This is a genomic window from Ferrovum myxofaciens, from assembly GCF_013181415.1.
Taxonomy (GTDB): domain Bacteria; phylum Pseudomonadota; class Gammaproteobacteria; order Burkholderiales; family Ferrovaceae; genus Ferrovum; species Ferrovum myxofaciens.
On the sequence record NZ_CP053676.1, the window covers coordinates 1663763 to 1687974 of the forward strand.

At 51.1% G+C, this 24212-nt stretch carries 23 protein-coding genes; 11 read left to right on the top strand and 12 right to left on the bottom strand.

All coding sequences use genetic code 11. The features are described 5' to 3' along the window. Positions 1 to 2 precede the first annotated feature (2 nt). The 6 genes from accC to HO274_RS08180 are packed head-to-tail and all read left to right on the top strand — an operon-like array spanning position 3 to position 4895. Complete coding sequence (gene accC, locus HO274_RS08155) at positions 3 to 1355, top strand: acetyl-CoA carboxylase biotin carboxylase subunit (protein WP_273118604.1); 1353 nt, start codon at positions 3 to 5, stop codon at positions 1353 to 1355. 5 nt (positions 1356 to 1360) lie between these two features. Then, the gene (prmA, locus tag HO274_RS08160) at positions 1361 to 2254 is read left to right on the top strand and encodes a 50S ribosomal protein L11 methyltransferase (protein ID WP_031596719.1); all 894 of its coding nucleotides are present in this window, start codon (positions 1361 to 1363) and stop codon (positions 2252 to 2254) included. Between the two features lie 28 nt (positions 2255 to 2282). Next, positions 2283 to 2657, top strand: a complete 375-nt coding sequence (gene gcvH, locus HO274_RS08165; RefSeq protein ID WP_031596720.1) for a glycine cleavage system protein GcvH — start codon at positions 2283 to 2285, stop codon at positions 2655 to 2657. 53 nt (positions 2658 to 2710) lie between these two features. Next, positions 2711 to 3211, top strand: coding sequence for a thiol peroxidase (tpx, locus tag HO274_RS08170; RefSeq protein WP_273118609.1), 501 nt, complete (start codon positions 2711 to 2713; stop codon positions 3209 to 3211). 11 nt (positions 3212 to 3222) lie between these two features. Beyond that, positions 3223 to 4161 carry a carbohydrate kinase family protein gene (locus tag HO274_RS08175; RefSeq protein WP_031596722.1) on the top strand — a complete coding sequence of 313 codons (939 nt, stop codon included), beginning with the start codon at positions 3223 to 3225 and terminating at the stop codon, positions 4159 to 4161. 2 nt (positions 4162 to 4163) lie between these two features. Then, positions 4164 to 4895, top strand: coding sequence for a lysophospholipid acyltransferase family protein (locus HO274_RS08180; protein ID WP_273118613.1), 732 nt, complete (start codon positions 4164 to 4166; stop codon positions 4893 to 4895). Here HO274_RS08180 and HO274_RS08185 read toward each other — a convergent pair. Further along, complete coding sequence (locus HO274_RS08185) at positions 4887 to 5702, bottom strand: symmetrical bis(5'-nucleosyl)-tetraphosphatase (protein ID WP_031596724.1); 816 nt, start codon at positions 5700 to 5702, stop codon at positions 4887 to 4889. The genes HO274_RS08180 and HO274_RS08185 overlap by 9 nt on opposite strands. Continuing rightward, positions 5699 to 5920 carry a hypothetical protein gene (locus HO274_RS08190; RefSeq protein ID WP_273118617.1) on the bottom strand — a complete coding sequence of 74 codons (222 nt, stop codon included), beginning with the start codon at positions 5918 to 5920 and terminating at the stop codon, positions 5699 to 5701. Before HO274_RS08190 ends, HO274_RS08185 begins: the two co-directional genes overlap by 4 nt. Before the next feature lie 216 nt (positions 5921 to 6136). On the opposite strand from HO274_RS08190, the gene HO274_RS08195 reads away from it, so the two are divergent. Continuing rightward, positions 6137 to 7531 carry an SGNH/GDSL hydrolase family protein gene (locus HO274_RS08195; protein WP_273118620.1) on the top strand — a complete coding sequence of 465 codons (1395 nt, stop codon included), beginning with the start codon at positions 6137 to 6139 and terminating at the stop codon, positions 7529 to 7531. A 49-nt stretch (positions 7532 to 7580) separates the two neighbouring features. On the opposite strand, the gene HO274_RS08200 is transcribed toward HO274_RS08195, so the two are convergent. Next, positions 7581 to 8501, bottom strand: coding sequence for an NAD(P)-dependent oxidoreductase (locus tag HO274_RS08200; RefSeq protein ID WP_051862149.1), 921 nt, complete (start codon positions 8499 to 8501; stop codon positions 7581 to 7583). A gap of 148 nt (positions 8502 to 8649) precedes the next feature. Here HO274_RS08200 and HO274_RS08205 point away from each other — a divergent pair, with 148 nt between their 5' ends. From HO274_RS08205 to HO274_RS08220, 4 genes are all read left to right on the top strand, one after another. After that, complete coding sequence (locus HO274_RS08205) at positions 8650 to 10257, top strand: phospholipase C (RefSeq protein ID WP_273118625.1); 1608 nt, start codon at positions 8650 to 8652, stop codon at positions 10255 to 10257. Beyond that, positions 10254 to 11309 (top strand): glycosyltransferase family 9 protein, encoded by a 1056-nt coding sequence (locus tag HO274_RS08210; protein ID WP_273118627.1) that lies wholly within the window; start codon positions 10254 to 10256, stop codon positions 11307 to 11309. The genes HO274_RS08205 and HO274_RS08210 overlap by 4 nt, the downstream gene beginning before the upstream one ends. 322 nt (positions 11310 to 11631) lie before the next feature. Continuing rightward, entirely contained in the window at positions 11632 to 12444 is an 813-nt protein-coding gene (locus HO274_RS08215; protein WP_273118629.1) for a class I SAM-dependent methyltransferase, read from the top strand. A gap of 122 nt (positions 12445 to 12566) precedes the next feature. Beyond that, a complete protein-coding gene (locus HO274_RS08220) occupies positions 12567 to 13706 on the top strand; it encodes an acyltransferase family protein (protein ID WP_273118630.1) in 1140 nt (379 codons plus the stop codon). A 15-nt stretch (positions 13707 to 13721) separates the two neighbouring features. Here HO274_RS08220 and HO274_RS08225 read toward each other — a convergent pair whose 3' ends face one another. The 9 genes from HO274_RS08225 to def all read right to left on the bottom strand — a co-directional run bounded on the left by HO274_RS08225 (position 13722) and on the right by def (position 24211). Beyond that, positions 13722 to 14963, bottom strand: coding sequence for an O-antigen ligase family protein (locus HO274_RS08225; RefSeq protein ID WP_031596731.1), 1242 nt, complete (start codon positions 14961 to 14963; stop codon positions 13722 to 13724). Between the two features lie 115 nt (positions 14964 to 15078). Next, on the bottom strand, positions 15079 to 16017 hold the full coding sequence (locus HO274_RS08230; RefSeq protein WP_273118634.1) for a hypothetical protein: 939 nt from the start codon (positions 16015 to 16017) through the stop codon (positions 15079 to 15081). Positions 16018 to 16099: 82 nt separating this feature from the next. After that, a complete protein-coding gene (locus HO274_RS08235; RefSeq protein ID WP_273118637.1) occupies positions 16100 to 17404 on the bottom strand; it encodes a glycosyltransferase family protein in 1305 nt (434 codons plus the stop codon). Between the two features lie 33 nt (positions 17405 to 17437). Next, on the bottom strand, positions 17438 to 18754 hold the full coding sequence (locus HO274_RS08240; RefSeq protein WP_062187702.1) for a sigma-54-dependent transcriptional regulator: 1317 nt from the start codon (positions 18752 to 18754) through the stop codon (positions 17438 to 17440). Continuing rightward, a complete protein-coding gene (locus HO274_RS08245) occupies positions 18751 to 20913 on the bottom strand; it encodes a sensor histidine kinase (protein ID WP_273118642.1) in 2163 nt (720 codons plus the stop codon). The genes HO274_RS08240 and HO274_RS08245 overlap by 4 nt, the downstream gene beginning before the upstream one ends. After that, a complete protein-coding gene (locus tag HO274_RS08250; protein ID WP_273118645.1) occupies positions 20910 to 21482 on the bottom strand; it encodes a DUF4390 domain-containing protein in 573 nt (190 codons plus the stop codon). The genes HO274_RS08245 and HO274_RS08250 overlap by 4 nt, the downstream gene beginning before the upstream one ends. Then, positions 21445 to 22767 (bottom strand): 16S rRNA (cytosine(967)-C(5))-methyltransferase RsmB, encoded by a 1323-nt coding sequence (rsmB, locus tag HO274_RS08255; RefSeq protein ID WP_273118649.1) that lies wholly within the window; start codon positions 22765 to 22767, stop codon positions 21445 to 21447. Before rsmB ends, HO274_RS08250 begins: the two co-directional genes overlap by 38 nt. Further along, positions 22764 to 23708, bottom strand: a complete 945-nt coding sequence (gene fmt, locus HO274_RS08260) for a methionyl-tRNA formyltransferase (protein ID WP_273118652.1) — start codon at positions 23706 to 23708, stop codon at positions 22764 to 22766. The genes rsmB and fmt overlap by 4 nt, the downstream gene beginning before the upstream one ends. Next, complete coding sequence (gene def / locus HO274_RS08265) at positions 23708 to 24211, bottom strand: peptide deformylase (protein WP_031596739.1); 504 nt, start codon at positions 24209 to 24211, stop codon at positions 23708 to 23710. Before def ends, fmt begins: the two co-directional genes overlap by 1 nt. Position 24212 lies beyond the last annotated feature (1 nt).

Sequence of the window (24212 nt, forward strand, 5' to 3'; positions counted from 1 at the left end):
CCATGTTTGAAAAGATTCTGATCGCCAATCGCGGTGAGATTGCCCTGCGTATATTGCGGGCCTGTCGCGAATTGGGCATCAAAACCGTTGCTGTTCATTCGGAAGCCGATGCCGATGCCAAAGCAGTGGTATTGGCCGATGAATCGGTCTGTATTGGTCCCGCATCCTCCCAACTCAGTTATCTCAATATTCCGGCCATCATCGCAGCAGCGGAAGTCACCGGTGCTGAAGCCATTCACCCCGGGTACGGATTTCTGTCGGAAAATGCAGACTTTGCTGAACGTGTGGAAAACAGCGGCTTTGTTTTTATCGGCCCCAAAGCCGAAACCATTCGCCTGATGGGCGACAAAATCAGTGCCAAGGCTGCCATGAAAGCGGCGGGGGTCCCTGTGGTCCCGGGGTCTGAGGGCCAATTGCCCACCGACCCCAAGGAACTCAAGGCACTGGCCGCATCTATTGGGTATCCGGTCCTGATCAAGGCTTCAGCAGGCGGAGGAGGGCGCGGCATGCGGGTGGTGGAGCGGGAAGAAGACCTGCTCGGCTTCCTCAGCCTGACGCGCAATGAGGCACGTTCCGCCTTTGGCAACGACACGGTCTACATGGAAAAATACCTGTCCCAGCCCCGCCATGTGGAAATTCAGGTTTTGTCCGACAAGTTCGACAACGCTTTTTACCTGGGAGAACGGGACTGCTCCATGCAACGCCGTCACCAAAAGATCATCGAGGAAGCACCAGCCCCCGGGATTCCCGCCGCTCTGCGCCAGAAAATTGGAGAAAGTTGTGCGGCTGCCTGTCGACGTATCCACTACCTGGGGGCGGGCACCTTCGAATTTCTTTATGAGAATGGTGAATTTTATTTCATTGAAATGAATACGCGGGTTCAGGTGGAACATCCAGTCACCGAACTGATCACGGGCATTGATATCGTGCAAGAGCAAATTCGCATTGCCGCTGGAGAAAAATTGCCCTGGAAGCAAAAAGATATCCAATTGCGCGGCCATGCCATCGAATGCCGGATCAACGCCGAAGATCCCTTCACTTTTATCCCTTCCCCCGGACGCATTACGCAATACCACGCGCCAGGTGGACCCGGGGTACGTGTGGACTCCCATATCTACCAGAATTACTTTGTCCCCCCTCATTATGATTCATTGATTGGCAAGGTACTGACCCATGGCGCCACTCGCGACCAGGCCTTGGCACGTATGCGTATCGCTTTGTCCGAGATGGTGGTGGAAGGCATCAAGACCAATATCCCGTTGCACCAAAAATTGCTTCAGGATGAGGCATTTCTCATGGGTGGAACCAGTATTCATTACCTGGAAGAAAAGCTGTCTCGGGAAAAACAGGGGTAAGGGTCATGAGCTGGACTTGTCTGACTCTCCAGACCGACCGGGATCATGCCGAACTCTGGTCTGATGCGCTCAGTGCACAGGGGGCACTGGCCGTTACCTTGTCCTCCCAGGCCACCGGCGCTGAAGAAGTTCCGGTATTTGGGGAACCCGGCTGTCCGGAAATGCCTCTTTGGCCCCACTGCCAGATCGAGGTACTTCTGCCCATGGATTGGGATGCTTCATCCTGGTTGAAACAGGTCAGCACCTCCCTTGACCAACCCGTTCCCCCTCACCGCAGCGAAATCGTGGCAGATCAGGACTGGGTCCGCCTCACCCAAAGTCAGTTCGACCCCATTCCCGCCGCGCCTGGGCTATGGATCGTACCCACCTGGCATGAACCCCCCGACCCCAGCGCCCTCAACCTGCGCCTCGACCCCGGACAAGCTTTCGGGACGGGCAGTCACCCCACCACCCGTCTGTGTCTGGAGTGGCTAACCGCCCACCCCCCACGTATGCAACGGGTATTGGACTATGGCTGCGGTTCGGGAATTCTGACCATTGCCGCAGGGTTATTGGGTACAACCCAGCCCATTGGGGTGGATATCGACCCCATCGCCGTACAAACGGCCTGTGACAATGCGGCGTTAAATGGCGTGAGCGCCTCTTTTTACGAACCTGACTCCTTTCCGAATTTCCCCCCCTTCGATGGGGTAATCGCCAACATTCTGACCAATCCATTGGTGGTTCTGGCCCCATTGCTTCTGAACCAACTCAAGGCCGGGGGTTGGTTGACCCTGTCCGGTATTTTATCTTCTCAAGTGGAACGGATACAGAATGCCTATGCACCGGATTGCTTCCTTTCCATCGCTGGTGAGCGGGAAGGTTGGGTCTGTCTCAGCGGTGTGAAGCAGGTATACTGACGCCTCTCTGAATTTCTCTGGAGTGACCATGCTTCCCCCCAATGACCGTCGCTATAGTGCTACCCACCAATGGGTTCAACCCTCCGCTGAAGGAACCTTGGCCATCGGAATCACAGATTTTGCTCAAGACCAACTGGGCGACCTGATGTTCGTGGAACTTGCAAGCGTGGGACGAACCCTGAAGGCGGGAGAATCCTGTGCGACTCTAGAATCCGTCAAAACCGCTTCCGAAGTCCCTTCTCCTGTCGGCGGTACCGTACATGCCATCAATGATTCCCTGAAGGACCACCCCGAAGTTCTCAATACCGAACCCTACGACCATTGGCTGGTAAAAATCACGCCCCATCATGCGGAGGATTACACTCAACTGCTGACGGCGGAGGATTACCAACACAGCGTGTAACTCAATTTACGCTATCATTTCCCCCTTTCCCCACCACCCACAAGGAGAATCCCATGACCACCGTAACTCTAGGCGGACAGCCCGTCACCGTTGCCGGCCAGTTACCTCTGGCGGGACAGATTGCCCCGGATTTTTCATTGGCCGCACAGGATCTGAGCGACCGCACTTTGAATGACTACGCAGGCAAACGCAAGATTCTCAATATCGTCCCCAGTCTCGACACTCCCACCTGCGCCACTTCGACGCGCAAATTCAATGAAAAGGCGTCCGCTTTGGACAATACGGTCATCCTGGTCATCTCTGCAGACTTGCCTTTTGCCATGGCGCGGTTTTGTGCTGCCGAGGGCATCAAGAATGTGGAGATCCTCTCCACCTTCCGTAACCATCATTTCCATCAAGCCTATGGCGTGGACATCACCGATGGCCTGCTGCGTGGTCTGACCGCTCGGGCTGTGGTGGTTCTGGATGAAAAGAATCGGGTTCTGCATACCGAACTGGTCTCTGACATCAAGGACGAACCCAATTACAACGCCGCCCTGGCCTCCCTGAACTGAGAAACCTGTCCATGAGTATTCTTCTCTGCGGTTCATTGGCCTATGACACCATCATGGTATTCCCTGATCATTTCAAGAACCATATCCTGCCAGATCGTCTCCATCAGTTGAGTGTCGCCTTTCTGGTACCGGAAATGCGCAGGGAATTTGGAGGAACCGCAGGGAATATCGCTTACAACTTGCATCTCTTGGGAGAGGTCCCCTCCATTCTGGCCACCGTGGGTGAAGATTTTCTTCCCTATAAAACCCGTCTCGAATATCTTGGATTCGATCTGCGGGGGATTCGACTCGTTCCCGGCAGTTACACGGCACAGGCCTTCATCACCACGGATCTGGACGATAACCAGATCACCGCTTTTCACCCCGGAGCCATGAGTGCTTCTCACACCCACGCCATCGATACAGTTCCTGACATCACGATGGGGGTTGTTTCACCCGATGGACGAGAAGGAATGCTCCAGCATGCCCGACAATTCCATGAGGCTGGAATCCCTTTTTTGTTCGATCCCGGGCAGGGGCTCCCTCTCTTCAGCGGACCGGAACTGCTCGTGTTTCTGGAGCAGGCCACCTGGCTGGCGGTCAATGACTATGAGGCACAACTAATGGCCAACAAAACCGGGCTTTCCTTCGAGCAGTTGGCCACCCGCGTGGATGCCGCCATCATGACCCAAGGTGCTCAAGGATCGCGCGTCTTTACTGGAAATGAAGTTATCTCTATCCCCGCTGTTCCAGCAGATCAGGTAGTGGATCCCACCGGGTGTGGAGATGCCTACCGAGCGGGACTGGTGTATGGATTGAGTCATCACTGGGACTGGAATCGCACGGGGCGTCTGGCTTCCTTGCTGGGATCCGTGAAGATCGCCTGTCGGGGCGGTCAAAACCATACGCTCACACGCGCCCAACTCAACGAAAAACTTCAGGAGAAATTCGGCTTTTCTCTTGACTCATGAGCATGCCCCTGCGCATTCTGGGGTTGCTCGGACTTATCCTGCGCGGCATACTCACCACGGCCCTGGTTCTGCCCTGGTGTTCCCGAGCCCGACGTCGTCGTCTCATCTGCCACTGGTCTCGTAGGCTGCTCCAGTATTTGCGCCTGACCATTCAGGTACAGGGGGCCTGGCCTGACAGCCCTGGCCCCTATCTGCTGACCTCGAATCATATTTCCTGGGTGGACATCTTCGTCATTCACTCCGTCCATCCCGTACGCTTCATTTCCAAATCCGAAGTACGACATTGGCCAATTTTTGGGTGGCTGGCTGCCCGGACCGGAACCCTGTTCCTGAGCCGGTCTTCCCGTCGACAAACTCTGGAGATAGGAAAAGCAATGACACAGGTCTTGCAGGCGGGCGATGATCTCGGCTTTTTTCCTGAATCCACCACCAGTGACGGTACCAGCATTCTGCCCTTCAAAACTTCTCTTCTACAGTCCCCCCTGGATTGTCAGGCCACGTTATTACCCATCGCCCTGCGCTATTCCGTGCCCCCAGGACACAGTGAATCCGCATACCCCTTTATTGGAGACATGACTTTCATGGAATCCCTGGTGCGGGTTTTGAAGAGTCCGCCCAGTCAAGTCACCCTGTCTCTGGGTACCCCACACAAGGCCCTCGAACTGGGCACCGACCGACGTCAACTGGCGCTGCAGTTGCATCTACTCACCCAACAACTGCGTGAGTCAATGTAACCGTTGAACGGGCATACCCGCCACCTGAAAAATCACCCCATCTTCCAATCTGATCGCGGTCAACGGCCCACCCCATAAACACCCCGTATCCAGTCCCTGCACATCGACACTGCAATGCAGCCCCAACGCCGACCAATGACCGCAGAGCAGGCGCTGCCCCGCGCTACGCCGCTGGGGTACGGCAAACCAGGGCAGAAAACCGGCGGGAATCCCCTTCAGTGGTCCTTTGTAACCAAACTCCATCACCCCCTCGCAGGAACAAATGCGTAACCGGGTCATCCCATTGATGATCGTGCGCCAGCGCTCCACTCCCGCAAGGGCATCATGCCAACCTGTGGGAGTATTGCCATACATCACCTTCAAAAAATCACCATATTGCGCTCCCTGAAGAACTCCCTCCACTTCTCTGGCCAGGGACGCCGCCTGTTCCACGGTCCACTGCGGTAATAGTCCCGCATGAATCAAGGTCACCCCCTGATTTCGATGAAGCAAAGGACGGCAACGTATCCAACGCAGCAATTCCTCCCGATCAGGAGCCTCGAGAATGGTATTGAGCGTATCTCCGGGACGCAGATGGGTGGCACCTTCTGCCACACACAACAAATGCAGGTCATGGTTGCCCAACACAACCGTCGCTCGATCTCCCCATGACTTGATCAGGCGCAACGACTCGAGAGAATGGGGACCACGATTGACCACATCGCCCACAAACCACAATTCATCCTGCTTTCTCAACGGCAAGGTGGAGAGCAGGCGATCCAGGGGTTCCAAACACCCCTGAAGATCCCCGATCACATACACACTCATGGAGTAGGTGCGGTGGGCGTCACGACGGGAGAGGACGAAATCCCGTTTGCAGGCGGTGAAGGGGATGGGAGGGCCATGGCCACTTCCCCCACGGGCTTGATGCGCGCTTCCACAGAGGCTTCGCTTTGTTGTGCTGCGGAAGGAACGGAACTATCAGAACAACCGCCCAGAATCCCTGCACTCAATAGTACCACTCCGATCACCAGCCTCTTCATCATAAATCCTCCTCAATGCTTTTCGTGTCCATTCTACCCTCACATACTCAATCACATCGTGACGATATATAAATCCCCTCTCTAACTCGTTAAATACTACGGAATGGTCTCGCTCAGTTCTCCCGGTCGTTGAAAGTTTCACCTTTTCTCCCAAACTCTAGCCCTCAAAGTCATTATCTGGTAATTTCAGGATTAAACCTTTAGTCGACACATCTTCCTATGACTTCACTCCCGATTTTACTGCGGCACACTGGATCGCGGTGGTTCTGCGCCCTGTTCATCGTCTGTCTTCAGGGTTGTTCTCCAGAACCTCCTGCGCATGCCCAAAACGGAACGATCACCCCCCCCGTCTTCAATACGCAGTCTCCTGCACCTCATACCCCGCCCAACCATGGATTTTCTGCTCTGGTGGCCTTCGGAGACAGCCTCTCCGACCTGGGGACTTATACTGTTCTGGCCGAACGAACTTATGGGCTGGGAACCTCTTTTGATATTCCATTCACCGGTCTACCCTACCCAGCCGGTGGACAATTTACCGTCAATGGCACCGCAACGGGAAATTGGGTGGGTGACTTGGCCCAACGCCTAAACCTCGACATCACCCCGAACTTGATTGGTTTCGGTGGTCCCCCTGGTAGCCGCTACCTCACACCCATGGCCGGATTTTCCCGCACGCCGGTGTTTTGCCCCTTTGGTTTTCAAACAGCGGACCATTCGGCATTTTGTTTGGACTTTGCTGAAGGAGGAGCCTTGATCAGCAACCCCATAGGAATCGATCACAATCGGGGAGCCTTGACCTTGCCGCTGACTCAACAGGTCTCCCAGTATCTGCATCAGTTCCAGCGTTTTCGCCCCGACCAGTTGGTCACCGTGTTTGGTGGAAATAATGATGTGCTGTTAGCCTTCACCCAATTCCTGAGTAATATCACGGAAAGTGTTCAGCAACGGGTGGCCAGTGCAAAGCAGAACAATACAGCCATGGGTCCGGTTCGCCAGCAGGAGATTGCGACCCAGGCATTGGGCCAGGAATATCAAACGGCACTCGTTCAAGCTCAGCATCAGATAGATCAGGCAGCCGATGATCTGGCCAAACTCACCCTGCGGATCATCGACCACGGAGCCCGGTATGTCCTGATCTATACACTCCCGGATTCTGCTGAAACCCCCTTTGGACGGGGCCTTCCCTACACCTTGAGAGATTTCCCCCAACCCCCTCCAACCGGCTATGTCTGTCACTCTTCGGAGACCTTGGCCCCATGTAACCTTTTGTCCCGGCTGGTGAATCGATTCAACCAGCGCCTCCTTGACAACTTGCAGGGCAAACCCGTCAAGATATTCGACAGTCACCAATTATTCGGGGAACTCATCGCTCATCCAGAGACCTACGGCTTTACCCACGCCACCATAGCCTGGTGTGCGCCCAAAGTGCCTTCATCCCTTTTGTGCAATCTTGACACCCCCAACAAAACGGCAGGCGCAACGGTCCAAAATCTTTCTTCCTGGTTATTTGCCGACGACATTCACCCCACACCCGCAGGCTATCAGGTGTTGGCAGATCAAACCTGGTCCGAATTAAAGTATTTTGGCTGGATAGCCAAACCCCCGCTCCCCTGATCGGGCCTTGCAGCGCAAAACCCTTAACCCGAGGATCACTGGCAATGGATTATTTTACTCCACCGTGCTGGCGCGCTTCCTCTTCATAGAGTTTGGCCAAAATGGTGGAATCCTCTTCCCCGTGGCCCTTGTCATGCGCCCATTCAAAGGCGCTCCGCGCAGCCCTATGGAGGGGACAAGGCACGCCATGACTTTCGAACTGATCGATTTCATAGGACAAGTCCTTGATCATCTGATTAACCTTGACGCGCACCGTATAGTCACCATCAATCATGAAACGGGCTTCGCGCAATCCCCGTGGGGCAAAGGGAGCCGTGGTGGCCTTGATGGCCAGCCGCCGTTCCACATCCATATTGCCGACTTTCATCAAGGCCACCATCTCGGCCGCAGCGATGTATTCGATACCCAACTTGCCATTGATCATCAACTTCTCGGAAATACCGTCGAGAGGGCCCCCCGCATGATTGATTTTACTGCCCATGGCCAGCAAAAGCGGCTGAATCCTGACCATTGCAGCATCCGATGCCCCTACGGTGAAGATCAGCGTACGATTGTCTGCTTCGGGCAGAGAACCGGACATAGGCGCAGAGACGAATTCAATGCCCCGGGTTGCACACGCTTCGGCCAATTTCTTTTCATGCCCCAAAGTCAGGGTGGCGCACTCCAGAGCAATGGACCCCGCCCTCATGGATGGAAGAGCGCCGGTTTGAGGATTGAGCCACACATCGGCAGAGGCGGCATCATCCCAGACCATGGTAATCACGAACTCGGCATGAGTCACCGCCTCCGCAGGAGTCATGGCGTGTCGTGCGCCCAATTTTACAAGAGGCAGGCAGGCAGCCGCTTCAATATTCCAGACCGTCACAGAATAACCTGCAGCGATCAATGAATTGGCCATGCGCGACCCCATGGCGCCCATACCCAGTACGGCGACCTGTTGAGGCTGTGAAGAAGAGGATGGAGTATTCACGGTAATATCTTTCCTGTGTCCGAGTTAAAATCAGGTCCTAGATGCTAGAAAGATTCGATGGAGTTAAAAAGCAAATAATGTACACATCAGATATAAATTATATTAACACCCCAAACCCATTGCATCCGTTCTTGCGGGGTTTGCTCCCTTGAGTAGGATACCACACCGTTTCATTGTACTTTTGACCCTGCTTTGTGTATGGGCTGAGCCCGTCAAAGCAGAGGAACCCGTATCGCCACCTACCCTGACTCCGATCCGTCATCTGGTGATCCTTTACGATGAAAATATTTCCTTTGATCACTATTTTGGAGCTTATCCCAAGGCACTCAATCCTCCGGGCTCACCTCACTTCCTTGCCAAACCCCATACGCCCAAAGTCAACGGCTTCGATGCTCTGCCCTCGAACCCGAGTCCCCGTCCCTTTCGTCTGGACCGGAGTCAGGCAGTCACGGCAGACCAGTCCCATGCCTATACGGACGAACAGGCAGCTTTCCATCACGGGCACATGGATCACTTTATCGAATCCACCGGGAATGGACTGGTCCATTCCCCCGGCGTGCTGGGCAGTCCCGCCACGGTGATGGGCTATTTCGATGGCAATACCGTCACAGCCCTGTGGAACTACGCCCAGCACTATGCCTTGAGTGATGCCACCTTCACGGATACCTTCGGTCCCTCCACCCCAGGCGCACTGGAAGTGGTGGCCGGGCAAACTCACGGAGCAATACCGGTTTTTACTCAACGCTTCCCTTCGTTACCCACCAGTATTCTATTGCCGGATGGTCGAGGTAGGTTCACCCTGATTGGCGATGCTGATCCGGAAGAGGATGTTTGTTCGCGCTCACCACTCAGAATCCACATGGCGGGTCCCAATATCGGCGAATTGCTGGACAAGCAAAATATTCCCTGGGGAAACTTCATGGGGGGCTTCGATCTGAGTCGTATCAACCCGAATGGCAGTTCGGGCTGTACCCGAACCAGCACTACTAGCGCCGGTTCCTTGGTGCGCGATTATCTACCTCATCACAATGGATTTCAGTACTACCCCTCCACCGCCAACCCCTTTCACACCCGCCCGGCCTCTCTCTCCACCATTGGTCATGCCACCCTGCCAGATGGCGTGACACCAGAACCGGCGCATCACCAGTATGATCTGGAAGATTTCTTCAGTGCCGTCAAGACGGGAAATTTTCCGGCCATTAGTTTTCTCAAAGCCCCAGCCTTTCAAGATGGCCATGCCGGTTACTCCAACCCCTTGGATGAACAACGTTTCATCGTACGCGTGCTCAATTTCCTTCAAAGTCGTCCCGAATGGGCAGAGACCGCCGTCATTCTGACCTACGATGATTCCGATGGATGGTATGACCATGCGTTCTCACCCATCCTTCATTCTTCCCACGATTCCCAGGCCGACACACTGAGCAGTGCGGGGCATTGTGGATCAGAAAGCCACATCCCCCTCGGCACCGATGGACAACCCGTCAATGGTCGCTGTGGCCCAGGCCCACGCATTCCCTTGCTGGTTCTGTCTCCCTGGGCGAAGACCAACTGGGTTGACCACACGCCCTTGACCCAAACCTCGATTCTTCGCTTCATCGAAGATAATTGGTTACATGAAGCACGCTTGGGCCAAGGTTCCTTCGACGTCGATGCGGGTAACCTGAGTCACCTCTTTGATTTCACCCAACCAACGCCGCTTCCCCCTCTTTATCTGGACCCTGATTCAGGACTTCCCCTTGCGCTCCCCCCCCCATGACCTCTGATCTCCCAAAAAAAAGATTCCTGATCCTCTGCACCCTGCGCATCGGAGATATTCTCCTCGCGACGCCGCTTCCGCGCTCCCTGCGCAAGGCGTACCCTGACAGTCGAATCGACGTACTGGTCTTGAAAGGTATGGCCTCGGTACTGGAAGGCAACCCGGATATCGATGAAATCATCGAAACTCCACACCGAACCACCCTGGTGAACCGAATCAAGGAATGGCGTGCGCTTTGGCGTCGCTATACCCATGCCCTGAGCCCAGTCTCTTCAGATCGAGCGCGGCTTTATGCTTTTGTGGCGGCCCCCCTCCGTTTGGGTTTCATCAACCCCCATACCTCGTCCCTTTCACGCCGTTTGCTCACCCATGCACTTTTGTTTGATGACGAAACTCTGCACACCGTGCCCCATAACTTGAGATTATTGGAACCCTTGGGTATTCCTCCCGACTGCACCGTAGTCCCCCCCACCGCGGGAGGACTACTCCCCATCACACTGCACGAAAAAAAGTACGTCGTGATCCATCCCTATCCAAAATTTACTTATAAATCGTGGCCACTCGAGAACTGGGTCACATTGATTCAAGAACTACAGAAGAGGTCCATACCTGTTGTTCTCACAGGCAGTCGCGATCCAGAGGAAATGAAAGTGGTTCAGGAAATTGCACAACGAACCACCGCACTCAATCTGGCGGGCACCTTGTCCCTGGCAGAAACCGCCGATCTCATCAGAAAGGCTCAATTCTTTGTGGGACCCGATACAGGGATCACACACATGGCTGCTGCAACGGGCATCCCCACCCTGACTCTCTTCGGCCCCACCAACCCCGTCAAGTGGGGCCCCTGGCCCGCAACCCAGGACTGCGCACAGCAGCCCTGGCGACGCCAGGGAAGTCAACATCAAGGAAATGTCTGGATCATTCAGGGATCAGGGCCCTGTGTGCCTTGCCATCAAGAGGGATGTGACCGCCATGCATACAGCAAAAGCCAATGCCTGGAAACCTTGCCAGTAAGCGCCGTTCTGGACATCATCCAGACTTTGACGCTTTAGGAATCGTAATAGCCCTCTCTTGAGGACATCTTTCTTGACACCGGGGGGACCCAAGGGGTCAGATCCGAAAAAATCATGCAGTCTGACCTGCGGGGGAAGTGTAAACTTTCATGAACAGGGATTCAGGTAAATGCGGTAACCGATACTCGTGTCTGTAATTATATTTAAAAACAATTGGTTATATGTTTGATTTATACGGCGATGTTTTCAATCATGTTTTACAACATATTGATTTATAATAAATTATTATGTATCGCCGCATTTATATGGATACCCTATAAAAGACATGTCTATTGATTTTGTTGTAAATTAAGGCGATATAATGAACAAATTTCAGTCTTATGTTAGAAACGGAAAGAATAATATTGAGGGATGGTTTTCAAGGGTCGACAGCCAAATATTTTATGAGTTGTTGTCTTATCAAAATTTGAATGATATCGAAGGTGGTGTGGCTGAAATTGGAATGCACCATGGTAAATCTTTTATCGCATTATGTTTGGGGATGACGGAAAATCAAAAAGCCTATGGGGTTGATATTTTTGAAAATCAACAAAAAAACCTAGATCGATCTGGTTCTGGTGTGAGGGATATAGTTGAAAATAATTTAAAGGCATATGGAATAGATTTATCTAGAGTGATTATTGACCCCAGAGGATCAGATGAAGTAAATCCTGAGGATATTTATCAGTCTGTTGGATGCATTAGATTTTTTTCAGTAGATGGTGGGCATTGGCGCGATATTGTTTGTAATGATTTATCCCTTGCTGCATCAGTATTAGTCAAAGATGGTGTAATTGCTTTAGATGATTTTTTGAGGCCAGAATGGCCTGATGTGTCGGCGGGGTTTTTTGAATGGTTTGAAAAAAGCAATAAAAGCATTGTGCCTTTAGCCATAGGTCACAACAAACTCTATCTGTGTCATAAAGAAAGTATATATCACTTACAAAAGATATTGATAGACTCTCTATTTCTTAAACATTTTTTTAATAAATACTATATGTTCTTGGGAAATAATATTCCAATATTTCAATCGTATCATTTGCCAGAATGGAATATGCGAAGAAGAGTTTACGAGTATTTAAAAATACATCACCCAGAGTTTTATGTAAAATTTCGTGGTTTAACAGGCAGTTGAAAAACGCCTATTTTAAAACCAGGTGGCACTATATATCGTTTACCGCGCGAATGGATACCGTTGGTATTTGGAAGAACTCGCGAATATCTAAAGTTTAGCCTTCATCACAACCGGCGTCTTTCATGAATTCTTCTAATATTATTACTAATCCCGACACGAGATTCACTGAGTTGGATGGCATCAGGGGATGGGCTTCTTTATCCGTGCTTTTCTATCATGTATTTTGGGAAATATTTGGCGTTGTAATCCCGGATTTTAGAAACATATTTACCGCAACAATATTTAATGGGACATTGTCTGTAACAGTTTTTTTTGTACTTTCTGGAGAGGCAATTTCAATCCGTTTCTGGAAAAGAAATGATGCTAGGTTCGTTCAAAAAATGGCGTTGAAACGGTATCCTAGGCTGACCATACCCATCTTCTTTTCTTGCTTAATTGTCTATGTCTTGATGATGTCACATTTGACATATTCAAATGAAGCTGCTGTTATTGTAAATCGTAAAGATTGGTTAGGATCATTCCTAAACTTTACTCCAAGTTTTATCGGCTTGATAAAGCACTCAATGCTCGAGGTGTATCTTCATCATAAGCCATCCATTTCTTATAATGCATTTTTATGGACGATGAAAGTGGAAATAATAGGATCATTCGCCATTTTTATTCTTCTGATGATCAGAATCAGCGATATCAAGAAAATCATCTTGGCATGGTTAATAGGATTAATACTTTTAATCAGTGAAGATTTTACCGCCTGTTTTTTATTTGGAATGGGAATAGGCTACTTTAGGGCAAAAGGTAATTTTGTCAAACTTGTAGAAAATAGAAACTTCCAGATCGCCACCATTCCTTTGTTGTTGATTATTCTTATCGCAAGCGGAATTCCACAACTATCAGGCGTGTCAGGGCAATCGGTTTATAAACCTTTATACATAATATTTTCAGTTGCCGTAGTTTTTTTGGCGCAGGAATCGATTGCAATATCTAACGGTTTAAAAAACAACTTGTCTAATTTCCTGGGGAAAATATCATTTCCGCTATACCTCATTCAGTTTTCTGTTTTCATCTCATTTACCTCTTTTGAAATAATTTATTTTAAAACCCATTCTGGACTCACATTATCAGCCGTAGGGTTGATCGCAATTACCACGATAGCATTGAGTCTTGTGCTTGCATATTTTTTTGGAATTATCGAAAAAATGGCCCACTGGGTGAGCGGAAAATTAGCATCATTCATGTTTAATCAATATAACAAAAAACCATAGACTTCAAAATCATAATTACTTAATCGGCTTAACCAGAAGTGTCGAAAATATACCGATCAGCAATACCATGGAATAGCCTTCTGTAAAGTCTATAAGATAGGGATTGAATAAACAACCTGTAGAAAAAACGACCCAATGACCTCTTATTTGAATACCAGAAATAATATTCTCTTTCAGAGACATACGGAACCAAAAGTAAAATAGGGCCACGATTCCGGCCAACCCAAATATTCCAAGTTGTGCCGCCCACATCAAATATTCATTATGCAAATTATAAGTGGGAATCCGCCCAACTTCTGTGTCAGATTGTTTGGCTAATCGTGTGCTTTCATACAGGATAGAACCCGTTCCGTATCCCAGGATAGGTTTGGTTGAAAACAGAATTAAACCTTTTTTCCAGAATTCGACTCTTTCGCCTTCCGAGGTTAAAGAGCCATTGTGATGGGTTTGCTTAACTTCTTGAATAATTGATCCCATTCTTGTTTCTGGATTCAATATAAATATTGCGGTGATCACACTTATCCCCGCAACCGACAGACCCAGAAACAAATAGAATTTCTTTCTGTTAATATTTGCCACTCTCAGGAATTCTAATATTATCCAAATTGCCAAGATCGGAATGGTGGCTTTCCCTGTACGCGCCACCATTACCCAACCGATATCCAATACACTCAAACAAGCAATGACAAGATAGATCAATCGTTCCGACATTCTTTTAGAACATAGCGCCAAACCAGTTGAAATCGCAATAAGCAAGGAAAAAAGCATCCCTTGGGTAATATGCATTTTAAATACCGCATCCCCTGGTGGAGCTCCTACATAAGCAGGATCACTCATATGCGTTAACCCAAAATATTCGCTCCAGGAAAGTATTACAGTCATGAAAATTGACCATGCAAAAACCTTTACTGCTGTAATTCTGTGCTCTAGTTGTTGAAAGTGGGGTATCAACAACGGGATGAAAATCAATTTCTTATAACGATTCAGAAAATTAAATGCCTCTTGAGAAGAACCTGAAGTATGAAATATCCCGACAAACATTAATCCAAATAAAAACAGTGCAGTGATTACAATCGGGTTTTTGATGAGCGAACTGGCTGACTTCCAAAACTCTCTTGAGGTTATCGAAGTCAAGAAAACGAGGAAACCAAAAAAATTCACCCCCGCAACCGAGAAGGGGAGACAAGCCAGCATGCAATAAGTCAGAATTCTAACAATCTGGCTTGAAGAGGGTAATTTTTTAATAATATTTATCATTAAGACCACATTTTTGGTTCTGAGACCAACTTATAGATTTCGATTTTATTCAGAAAACATCGGCAATAAATTCAAACAATTCATACTGCATACTGGGTTTTATATTTTGCGTATATTACCAAATAATATCAAACTCTTTGTTATTCAAATGAATTATTCGAGCCAATCGATCCATGACTCCATAGGACAATAGAATACCTTGGCTTCCAAGCGCCAATCCCGCACAAAACTCCACGCCGGAGGTCTCAAATTGAAATTTTTTCGAGCGCGCCATCAGATTGAAATCTTTATCGAGTCGTATGAAATAATGATCAAACTGTACTTTCTTTCTTTGATAGTCTGGATCCTTTGTCACATGCTTCATCACCAGCTTTCCCAACAGGGGAGATTTTCTACGATGATGCACCACAGCCAGAGAAGTTTCTCCCCAATCAATCAGTTGAGAAGAACCCGAGAGCATTGCCCCGCCTAGGGGAGGGATAGTCAGCTTGGCGTGCTGTTTCTCTTCCCTTCCCAGACGTTCAAGCTTTCCTGTATATCGATAAACTTCCATGGGTTGTGTTGAATAGATCAGATAGAGCTCATCATTTTTGACATAAGGCATCCAGTTTTTCTCACGCTCTTGTCCTTGGGGAGAAGGAATGACCAAGGGATCCACCAGTGTGTCTCCATCTATCTTTGACAACACCATGGTATTGAAATATTTATTCCCCTCACGTCTTAATCCGCTGAATAATCCAAATAACTGGTGCTTCCAGTAAAACAGGCGACCATCCTCCAACCCATGAGTGGCTTCCCTACAATTATTACGAAAATCCAGATCGTTCAATTTGAAAATTGAACGCACGCTGAAATCCGGATAATAGCGCACTAACCAATTTTCACTGCTCAAAAATTCACAATCATCTCCTTGATAAGGAACCGGATCCAGAGCTCTGACCAGTACATCCCATCCCTCTTGACTGGCTACCAAGGAAGGATTACAGATAGCCAGGCTGGTTGGAACTTTGATATCGATAATTCTCGCTTCTTTGAACTGTTCTGTCAGTTTCATGATAACTATAAAACTCCAAGAAATACTATAGGGTGGACCTTGGATACTCAGTTCTACATAAGAAGACCGTCTTGGCGAAACTTCATGGCATTCCCCCCGTTTCTGCGTTTCTTTGCAGGATGGCGTCCACTGCCTGACGGGTTCCCAAAGGGGGTAGGGTAGAACGAGGCATCCTGTCCTCTGCCCAGTCCCGCTGCAAGCGTCCCAGTAATGCTTCCAATGCGCCACTCTGATCCACCTCAATGGCGTAGCCCCCATGCTTCTCGATCAAATCCATCAACTGGAGGTTCAGATGAACGAGGCCGATCACTGGCCGGTCCGCCCATAGGTAATCATAAAATTTTGAAGGGATGTACTCGGCACAATCGGCCGTATGACCATGGATCAACAATAGGCCATCCATTCGGTGCATTTCCTGCTGAATACGTTCCCGACCGGATAGCCCCGAGAGGGGATCCCGTTCCAGGCGCCCGTGTTCGAAGAAATATTTTTGTATTCCCAACCGTTGAATGGCCTCTCGACCTGCCCCATCAATGCTTCCTCCATAGCAATGAATTTCCATGTCCCCCGCCTGTTCCGGGCAGGATTGGGCAAAACGCGCAAAGGCTTCCACAAAAGGACGCAACGTACGCACCTCGGAGAGAGAACCAAAGTGCCCCAGACGCAAACGAGACCCTTTTTGATAGGTAGCCTTGACCTGAGGGGGTTCCGCCCCCGGCAATATCGCAAAACCACGTTTGTCCAATTGCGGATGACGTTTCAATGCGCTGGCCAGGGCCTGCTCGGTAAACCACCACGCCATATCCGCCTCGGTGCAAATCATCCCTTCCAGACGAGCCCAAAACCTGAGATTTCGGGTGGCAGGGGTCGTCCCTGGAAAAACCATGGGATCATGAACCTCGGCAATCCAACGAACTTTTGTCAACTTTTTCAACCAGTACCCCGCCCAGTGGGCCGAATAGGCGCCTCCTGTGGAGTAGATGAGTTCCGGTTGATACTGCCGAATCATTTTCCATCCCCGGTAGAGGGCGGCAGGAGTCCAGGACCACTGACTTTGCAACCCCATGACCAATCGTTCCAGGATAATGAATGGGGCCAGAAACAGTGAAGTCAACCCGGTAACCACGCGATAACGCCAACCCCGTCCCCATTTCAAGGCCAGTAAGTGACGCAGGTCAAAACGGAAGCCGGCGGGTCCCCAGGGAAGTAATTGTTCATGAACGAAATGCGAATCCCTGACTCCGGTAACCGCGCTGAGTACGACGGGTTCAATGCCTGCCTCCCTGAGGTGTGGGATCTTGTCCGTTATGGTCAGACTGGCCGCCCTTCCATCCATGTTAAACCCGTGGGAAAGAATCAACCAGCGGCGTATCGGCGATATTGTCATGCCTTGTCAATGGCGAATAAGGTTTGTGCCACCCTATCCCCGCTCACTTTCATTACGGTAAAGAACACCATGAATTCCCAGTTGTTTCAATTTTCGGTAAAGATGGGTCCGTTCCAGCCCGACCCGTTCAGCAACCCGAGAGATATTGCCTCGGGCATCTCTAAGATGGAATTCGAAATAGCCCTTCTCAAACTCGTCTCGAGCCTCACGCAGGGGCTTCTCGTACAAGGTTACCAAATCCCGAACCAATACGGCCCGTTGAATTTCATCGACCGTGTCAGGTTCTTCGCCGGGCTCACCTTCATAATCCGTGATAAATCGCTGGGCATCCTCAAAGGTGATTTCAAACCCGGAAGCCGTCAGTGCCAGGGTTCGTACTGCACTGGCCAGCATGGGTAAATTCCCAGGCCATCGTTGCTGCCGCAGGAGGTTGAGCGCCCCGCTGGTCAGAGTTCGAACAGGGATTTCTCCGGTTTCAATCATGCGGTTGAGAAAAGTGAGCGCAATTTCCGGAATGTCTTCCGCATGTTCACGCAACGCGGGAACGGCCAGGGACACTCCGCCCATCTGGGCCAAAAATGCGGCAGCCAGGTGTCCATTGTGAATCAATTCTCCTAGGGGCTGGGCACTGCCACAAATCAAGCGCAGGTGATAGCGCGATAATTTAGACATCAGTTGCATCAGGCCTTGCTGTTCTGCTGCTTTCAAGTGCGCCAGTTCAGCAATAAAGATAACCCCGCCCTGATAATCCTGCAAGGGCTGAAAAGGGTTTTCTACCAGCCAATGCATCTCCTCGGGGGCATACCAGAGCGCATTGGGTTTGAGTAGGTGGCGAGCGATCAATTCGATACCGCATCCTGGCTCCCCCATCAAAAACAGTGGAACCGCTTGGGAAGCAATTTGATCGAGACGTTGCCGTAACTCATTCATCACGGCAGAGCGGCCCAACTGATGACTGGACAAAGTCTGTTGGCGCACCTCTTTTCCGGCCTGCATGGCACGAACCACTGTAGACAGGAGTTTAGGCAGGGCAATGGGTTTCTCCAAAAAACCGTAGGCCCCCATCCGTGTTGCCTCCACGGCCATCTCCACGGTCGCATGTCCCGACATCATCACCACAGGCATGGTCAATTGTCCTGTGCTGGCCCATTCGCGCAACAAGGTCACCCCATCTTCCAGAGGCATCCAGATATCGAGCAACACCATATCAGGACGCTGGCGTTGCCTTAGTTCACGGGCTTCGCTGGCAGTTGCCGCCAACTGTACTTCATATCCTTCATCTCGCAAAATTTCCGAGAGTAATTCTCGAATGCCAATTTCATCGTCCACGATCAAGATCAAATTGCTCATCCCCGATTCCCCTTTCTCATGGGCAACCTGATCTCGATGGTTGCCCCTCCCGCAACACTGTTGAAAGCCCGAATACGACCATGGTGCTCTTCCACGATCTTCTTGACGATAGGCAACCCCAAGCCGGTTCCCTTGGACTTGGTCGTGATATAGGGTTCAAACACCCGTGCGACCACTTGTTCAGAAAACCCTTGTCCATTGTCAGATACGCTCAGTTTGGCCCATTCATCTTCCTGACCGGTGATCACCCTCACCCTGAAATCCTTTTGATCCCGCCCTTCATCCAGCGCATTCTGCAGCAAGTTATGGATAACCTGTCGCAATCGTGTGGTATCTCCCTGAATTTTTGGAAGGTCTGGGTCTAGTTGAGGGATGATATGCTCTCCTGCATTCTCGTACAACACCAGCACCTCCCGAATCAGTTCGTTGAGGGACAAACTCTCTTCCACCAAACGGGAGGCCTTGGCGTATTCACTAAAATCGTTGACCATGTTTTTGAGGGCGTCTACCTGATTGATGATGGTACGGGTAGAGCGTTTCAGCAACTCGGCGTCTCCTTCACTCAGACGATCCTGCAAGCGATGCTCCAACCGCTCCGCAGCCAGTTGGATGGGAGTCAAAGGGTTCTTTATTTCATGAGCCAGGCGGCGCGCCACTTCCCCCCAAGCCGCGTAACGTTGGGCTTGGACCATCTGGGTGATGTCGTCAAATACCAGAACCCAATCGCCGCCCAAACCTTCTGGCAAACGTGATCCCTTGAAATGAAGTTTGCGGTGCCCCAGTTCGCCATCGTACTCCGCATCCCCTTCCCATCCCTGGGCAAAAGAATCGGAAAAATTCCTTTCCAGAAAGTCGATGATGGGCAGCAGCGAGGGCGTTCGATAGCCCCATTCCTTTAAAGTGATTCCCTCCAATCCGGTCAATCCCAACATCTGCTGGGCACTGAAATTGGCGCTTTTGAGATGCAGGTGGGGATCCAGCACCAGCACGCCCGCAGAGAGGTTCGAGAGAATGTTTTCCTGGTAGATCTTGGCCTCGGTCAACCCCTGCTGATATCTCTGTCGAGCCAGTGACGCCTCCCGTAACTGATGGGTCATGGTATTGAAGGATGCCGTCAACACCCCCAGTTCATCATTGCTGCTGACCGGAGTCATGATGCTGAAATCCCCCGCGCCCACAGCTCGGGTACTGGCTGCCAGCGCATTGAGCGGCGCACCAAACCGTTCGGAAACCACAAAAGCCAGGACGATGGCCGTCAACAAAGTCAGCAGCAAGACCAGGGAAAGATTCAGTCGGTACAAGTTTTTCAGGCCATGGCGCGCCAAGAGAAGTTCCTGATACCCCCGCCAGGCAGCTTCCACCTGATCTGCATTGCTCGCCAACTCTTTGGAAACAGGCTGCAGCAATTGCAATACCCTGAAATCCTCAGTGAAGGAAATCCGGTTGACGGGTACCAGTACGCGCAGAAATACCCCCTTGCCCGGCAAATTCTCCACCATTCGATAAGGGCGCTGGGCGCGAATCTGATGGCTGATGTTTCCCGTCAGGGTCAACCCCTCAGGGATCAAGGCATCATTGCGAGCGCTGGAAAAAGCCAGCACCGTCCCATTTTTTGAGAGCAAGGTGGCCTCCTGAACACCAAACTGCTCACGCAATTGCTGCAGGAGAGAAAATTCATCCAGGGCAGTCGCATCGGCCAGCACCGAGGACATCGTCGTCGCTTTGTGAACCAGATCATCCAGCAGGCTATCGAAGGCCGTGCGTCCCAAACCCAAGCCGGCCGTCAAGGCTTTATCCACATTCACATCAAACCAGGATTCAATACTACTCGACAGAAACCGGACGGAAACACCGTAAACCAAGGTTCCGGGCAGGACGGCCATGCCCACCAACAACAATACCAGTTTGAAAGTCAGTTTCGAACCGAAGACCTGTTGTCGCCACTTGCGATAGAGCATGACCAATTGATAGGCAATCAACCCCATCAACGACAAGGCCACGGCGGCCCCCCCCATAAGCAGTCTGGGATAATCTGCCGCAAACAGGGTGGTATTCGCAGTCGCTACAGATAAAATGACCAGAAAGGTCGTAGCGCCACCGAAGATCGGCAGGAGAAACCACAGGGAACGCATTCCCAGAAGGGCAGGGATCCGTTTCAAGGGGCGAACATCCATTCCCGGTTCGGTGAGGTCAAGGTCCAATCCCCGGAATATAACGCATCCAATTGAAAAGGTTTAGGCAAATGCGAAGTATCCAGTTCGATATGAAGTTGTGCCTGATACTGCTCGCCTTTGCCAAGCGGCATCTGACTGTGGACAGGAACGGCTTTGACGGTTTCCAGTGCTTGCAAGGCCTCGTCCAGGGAGGAAAAATTCAGGTAGAGGCCACCGATGGAATAACGATACCCACGAGTCAATGGGTTGTAACTCAAACGCCGTTCCTGGTGCCAAGTCAGTACTTGACGATTGAACCAGTACCAACGGGGTTGGATCAGACTGAGATCAAGGCTGAACGTCAGAGGAATCCCCCGTTCCACGGCTTCTTTCAAAGCCGAGGTCAAATTGATCATAAAGTTTGTCGTCAGCGAGACGTTTGCCGAATCGATCCACTGCACCTCTGCATTCTGGATATCGATACCTTCGGCGTGGGCTAAAAAAACCCATAAAAGCGAAGAAAATGCTAAAAAACGCCTAAAATTTCTGGAGAACAGCATAGAAAAAGCCATCATGAATATCGTCTGGCAGCAATTGTCCATTTTCCAAGCGAGGGACGGATCCTGTTTCGTCCATTTTTTGCATCATCTCGTTATTTTGTCTCAAAGTCCCTTCCTTGACCCCTTCCGTTCCTTCAAGAAAACGTTGAATCACCGCACCATTTTCTTCCTGGAACAGAGAACAGGTGGCATAGACTAGGCGTCCCCCTTTTTTCAGGGTGGGCCACAATTGAGTCAACAAATTCAACTGACGCTGGGCCAAGGCAGGGATGTCTTCTTCGCGCCGCAACCATTTGATGTCCGGATGGCGTCTGACGACCCCCGAACCACTGCAGGGGACATCGAGCAGAATGCGGTCGAAAGGTTGTCCGTCCCACCACAGATCGGTTCGGGTCGCATCCGCGCACCGGACTTCGGCCGTCAGGTGCAGGCGTTGTAAATCAGCCTGCATTTTCTTGACACGACCCGGTTCGATATCCAGGGCCAATAACCCCCCCAATCCATTTCCTCTTTCCAGCATATGGGCCGTCTTGCCCCCAGGTGCCGCACAGGCATCCAGCACCCGTTGTCCGGAATGGAGCCCCATGAGATGGGCCGCCCATTGCGCACCGGCATCCTGGACAGAAACCGCTCCCTGTTCAAACCCCGGTAACTGGCTCACGGCTTGAGGGGTTTCGAGTACCAACCCCTCCTGACCGACGGGTCGAGAAGCCAAGCCGACCCCCTGCAAACGTGCCTGATATTGGACCACACTGTTGAATCGACGATTGACCCGCAACGTCATGGGCGGACGTTGTTGTGCTTGCTGCAATAAGGCTTCCCAATGCGCCGGGTGATCCTGCTGCAGGCGTGTGATCCACCAGTCAGGATGAGAATAGCGGCCTTCCAGCGATTCATGGGCGTCTGCCATCAGTACTTCCTTCTGGCGCAGCAGATTCCTCAGTACCCCATTGACAAAGCCCCGGGCCGCAGTCAATCCCAACGCACCTGCCGTTTCAACCGCATGACTGACCACGGCATGGGGTGCCGTGCGCGTATGCAGCAATTGATAGGCTGCCACCATCAGCAATAACCGCGCAGCCATCTCCGGTTCACCCTTTTGAAACAAGGGGGCCAATACCAGTTCCAGTTCCGTCTTGAAACGCAGGACTCCGTAGGCGCAATCCTGCAACGATGCCCGCTGGTGGTCCGACAATATCCCCCTGGCGGCTTTGCGCGCCTCGGTCAAGGCGTGGTCAAGATTCTTCCCAGCCAGTACCTGACTCAAGGCAAAAATGGAAAGTCGTTGTATTTCAATCATACTTTACCCCATTTCTCACCGACTTTCATGGCATTTCCGCGCAAGAATTCCTGTGCGGATAAAATCTTTCCTCCGGCTCGTTGCAGACTGGTCACCCGCAACAGACCTTCTCCACAAACCACCTTGATGCCACTGTGATCGAGGTGACACAGGGTACCAGGCGGATCGTTCCTCAATGAGAGGGGCTTTTCTTCGATTTCGGCTTCCCACAGACGCAACATTTCCTCGCCAGACCAGGTTCTGGCCACGGGTCCTGTAACGAATGTGCGGATTTTTCTGTCAATTTCCGTAGCCGAAGACTCCCAGTGAATTTCTGCCTCTTCCTTGCGAATCTTATCGGCATAAGTCACCCCAAAGATAGGCTGAGGTTGGGCATGACGCTGCAGATAGTCCAGTTGATCCAGCCCCTCGATCAATGTTTTGGCTCCCAACTTCGCCAATCGATCATGAAGAGACTGGCCTGTTTCCCGACTCTCAATGGGGCAGGAATGCTGCAAAAGGACGGGACCTGTATCCAACCCCGTCTCCATCTGCATGAGGCTGATCCCTGTTTCCCGATCTCCCGCCAGCAACGCGCGCTGAATGGGGGCGGCCCCTCGCCAACGGGGCAAGAGGGAGGCATGAACATTGATGGCACCAAAAGGCGCCAAAGTGAGCAGGGCAGGGGGGAGTATCATGCCGTAGGCCACCACCACCCATACTTCGGACGGCCATTTCGCCAAACCGGTCACGAGCTCCGGATCTTTCAGGGAATACGGTTGCAACACAGGCAGTTGGGCGGCTCTGGCACACTGTTTGACTGGACTTTCCTGTACCTTCTGTCCCCGTCCGGCGGGTCGATCCGGTTGAGTCAACACCGCCAGTACCTGATGATCGGAAGATAAGAGCGCCTCCAGGGAAGTGGCGGAAAAATCAGGAGTTCCGGCAAATATGAGGCGCATCAGAGCGTTTCTCGAAGACGTTTACGCAATTTTGCCTTGATCCGATTCTGCTTGAGCAGTGACAGATAATCCACAAAAACCTTTCCCTCCAGATGGTCCATCTCGTGCTGCAGACAGGTGGCCATCAGGCCTTCCGCTTCCAACGCAAAAGTTTTTCCTTCCAGATCCCATGCTTCCACGACCACGCGGTCCGCTCGAGTCACCTTGTCATAAATACCCGGCACGGACAGGCACCCTTCCTCGTGTTCGCGCTGTCCCTTCTGCTGGATCAGACGAGGATTGATGAACACTTCGGGATTATTTTGTTCCTTGGAAATATCCAGCACGATGACACGCAGGTGGACATCCACTTGTGTGGCCGCCAAACCGATACCCACGGCAGCCTTCATGGTTTCAATCATGTCCTGTACCAAACAACGTATATATTCGTCGACCTCACGCACAGGTTTGGCTTTTTTGTATAAACGGGTATCCGGATAACGAAGAATGGGGAGAAGGGCCATG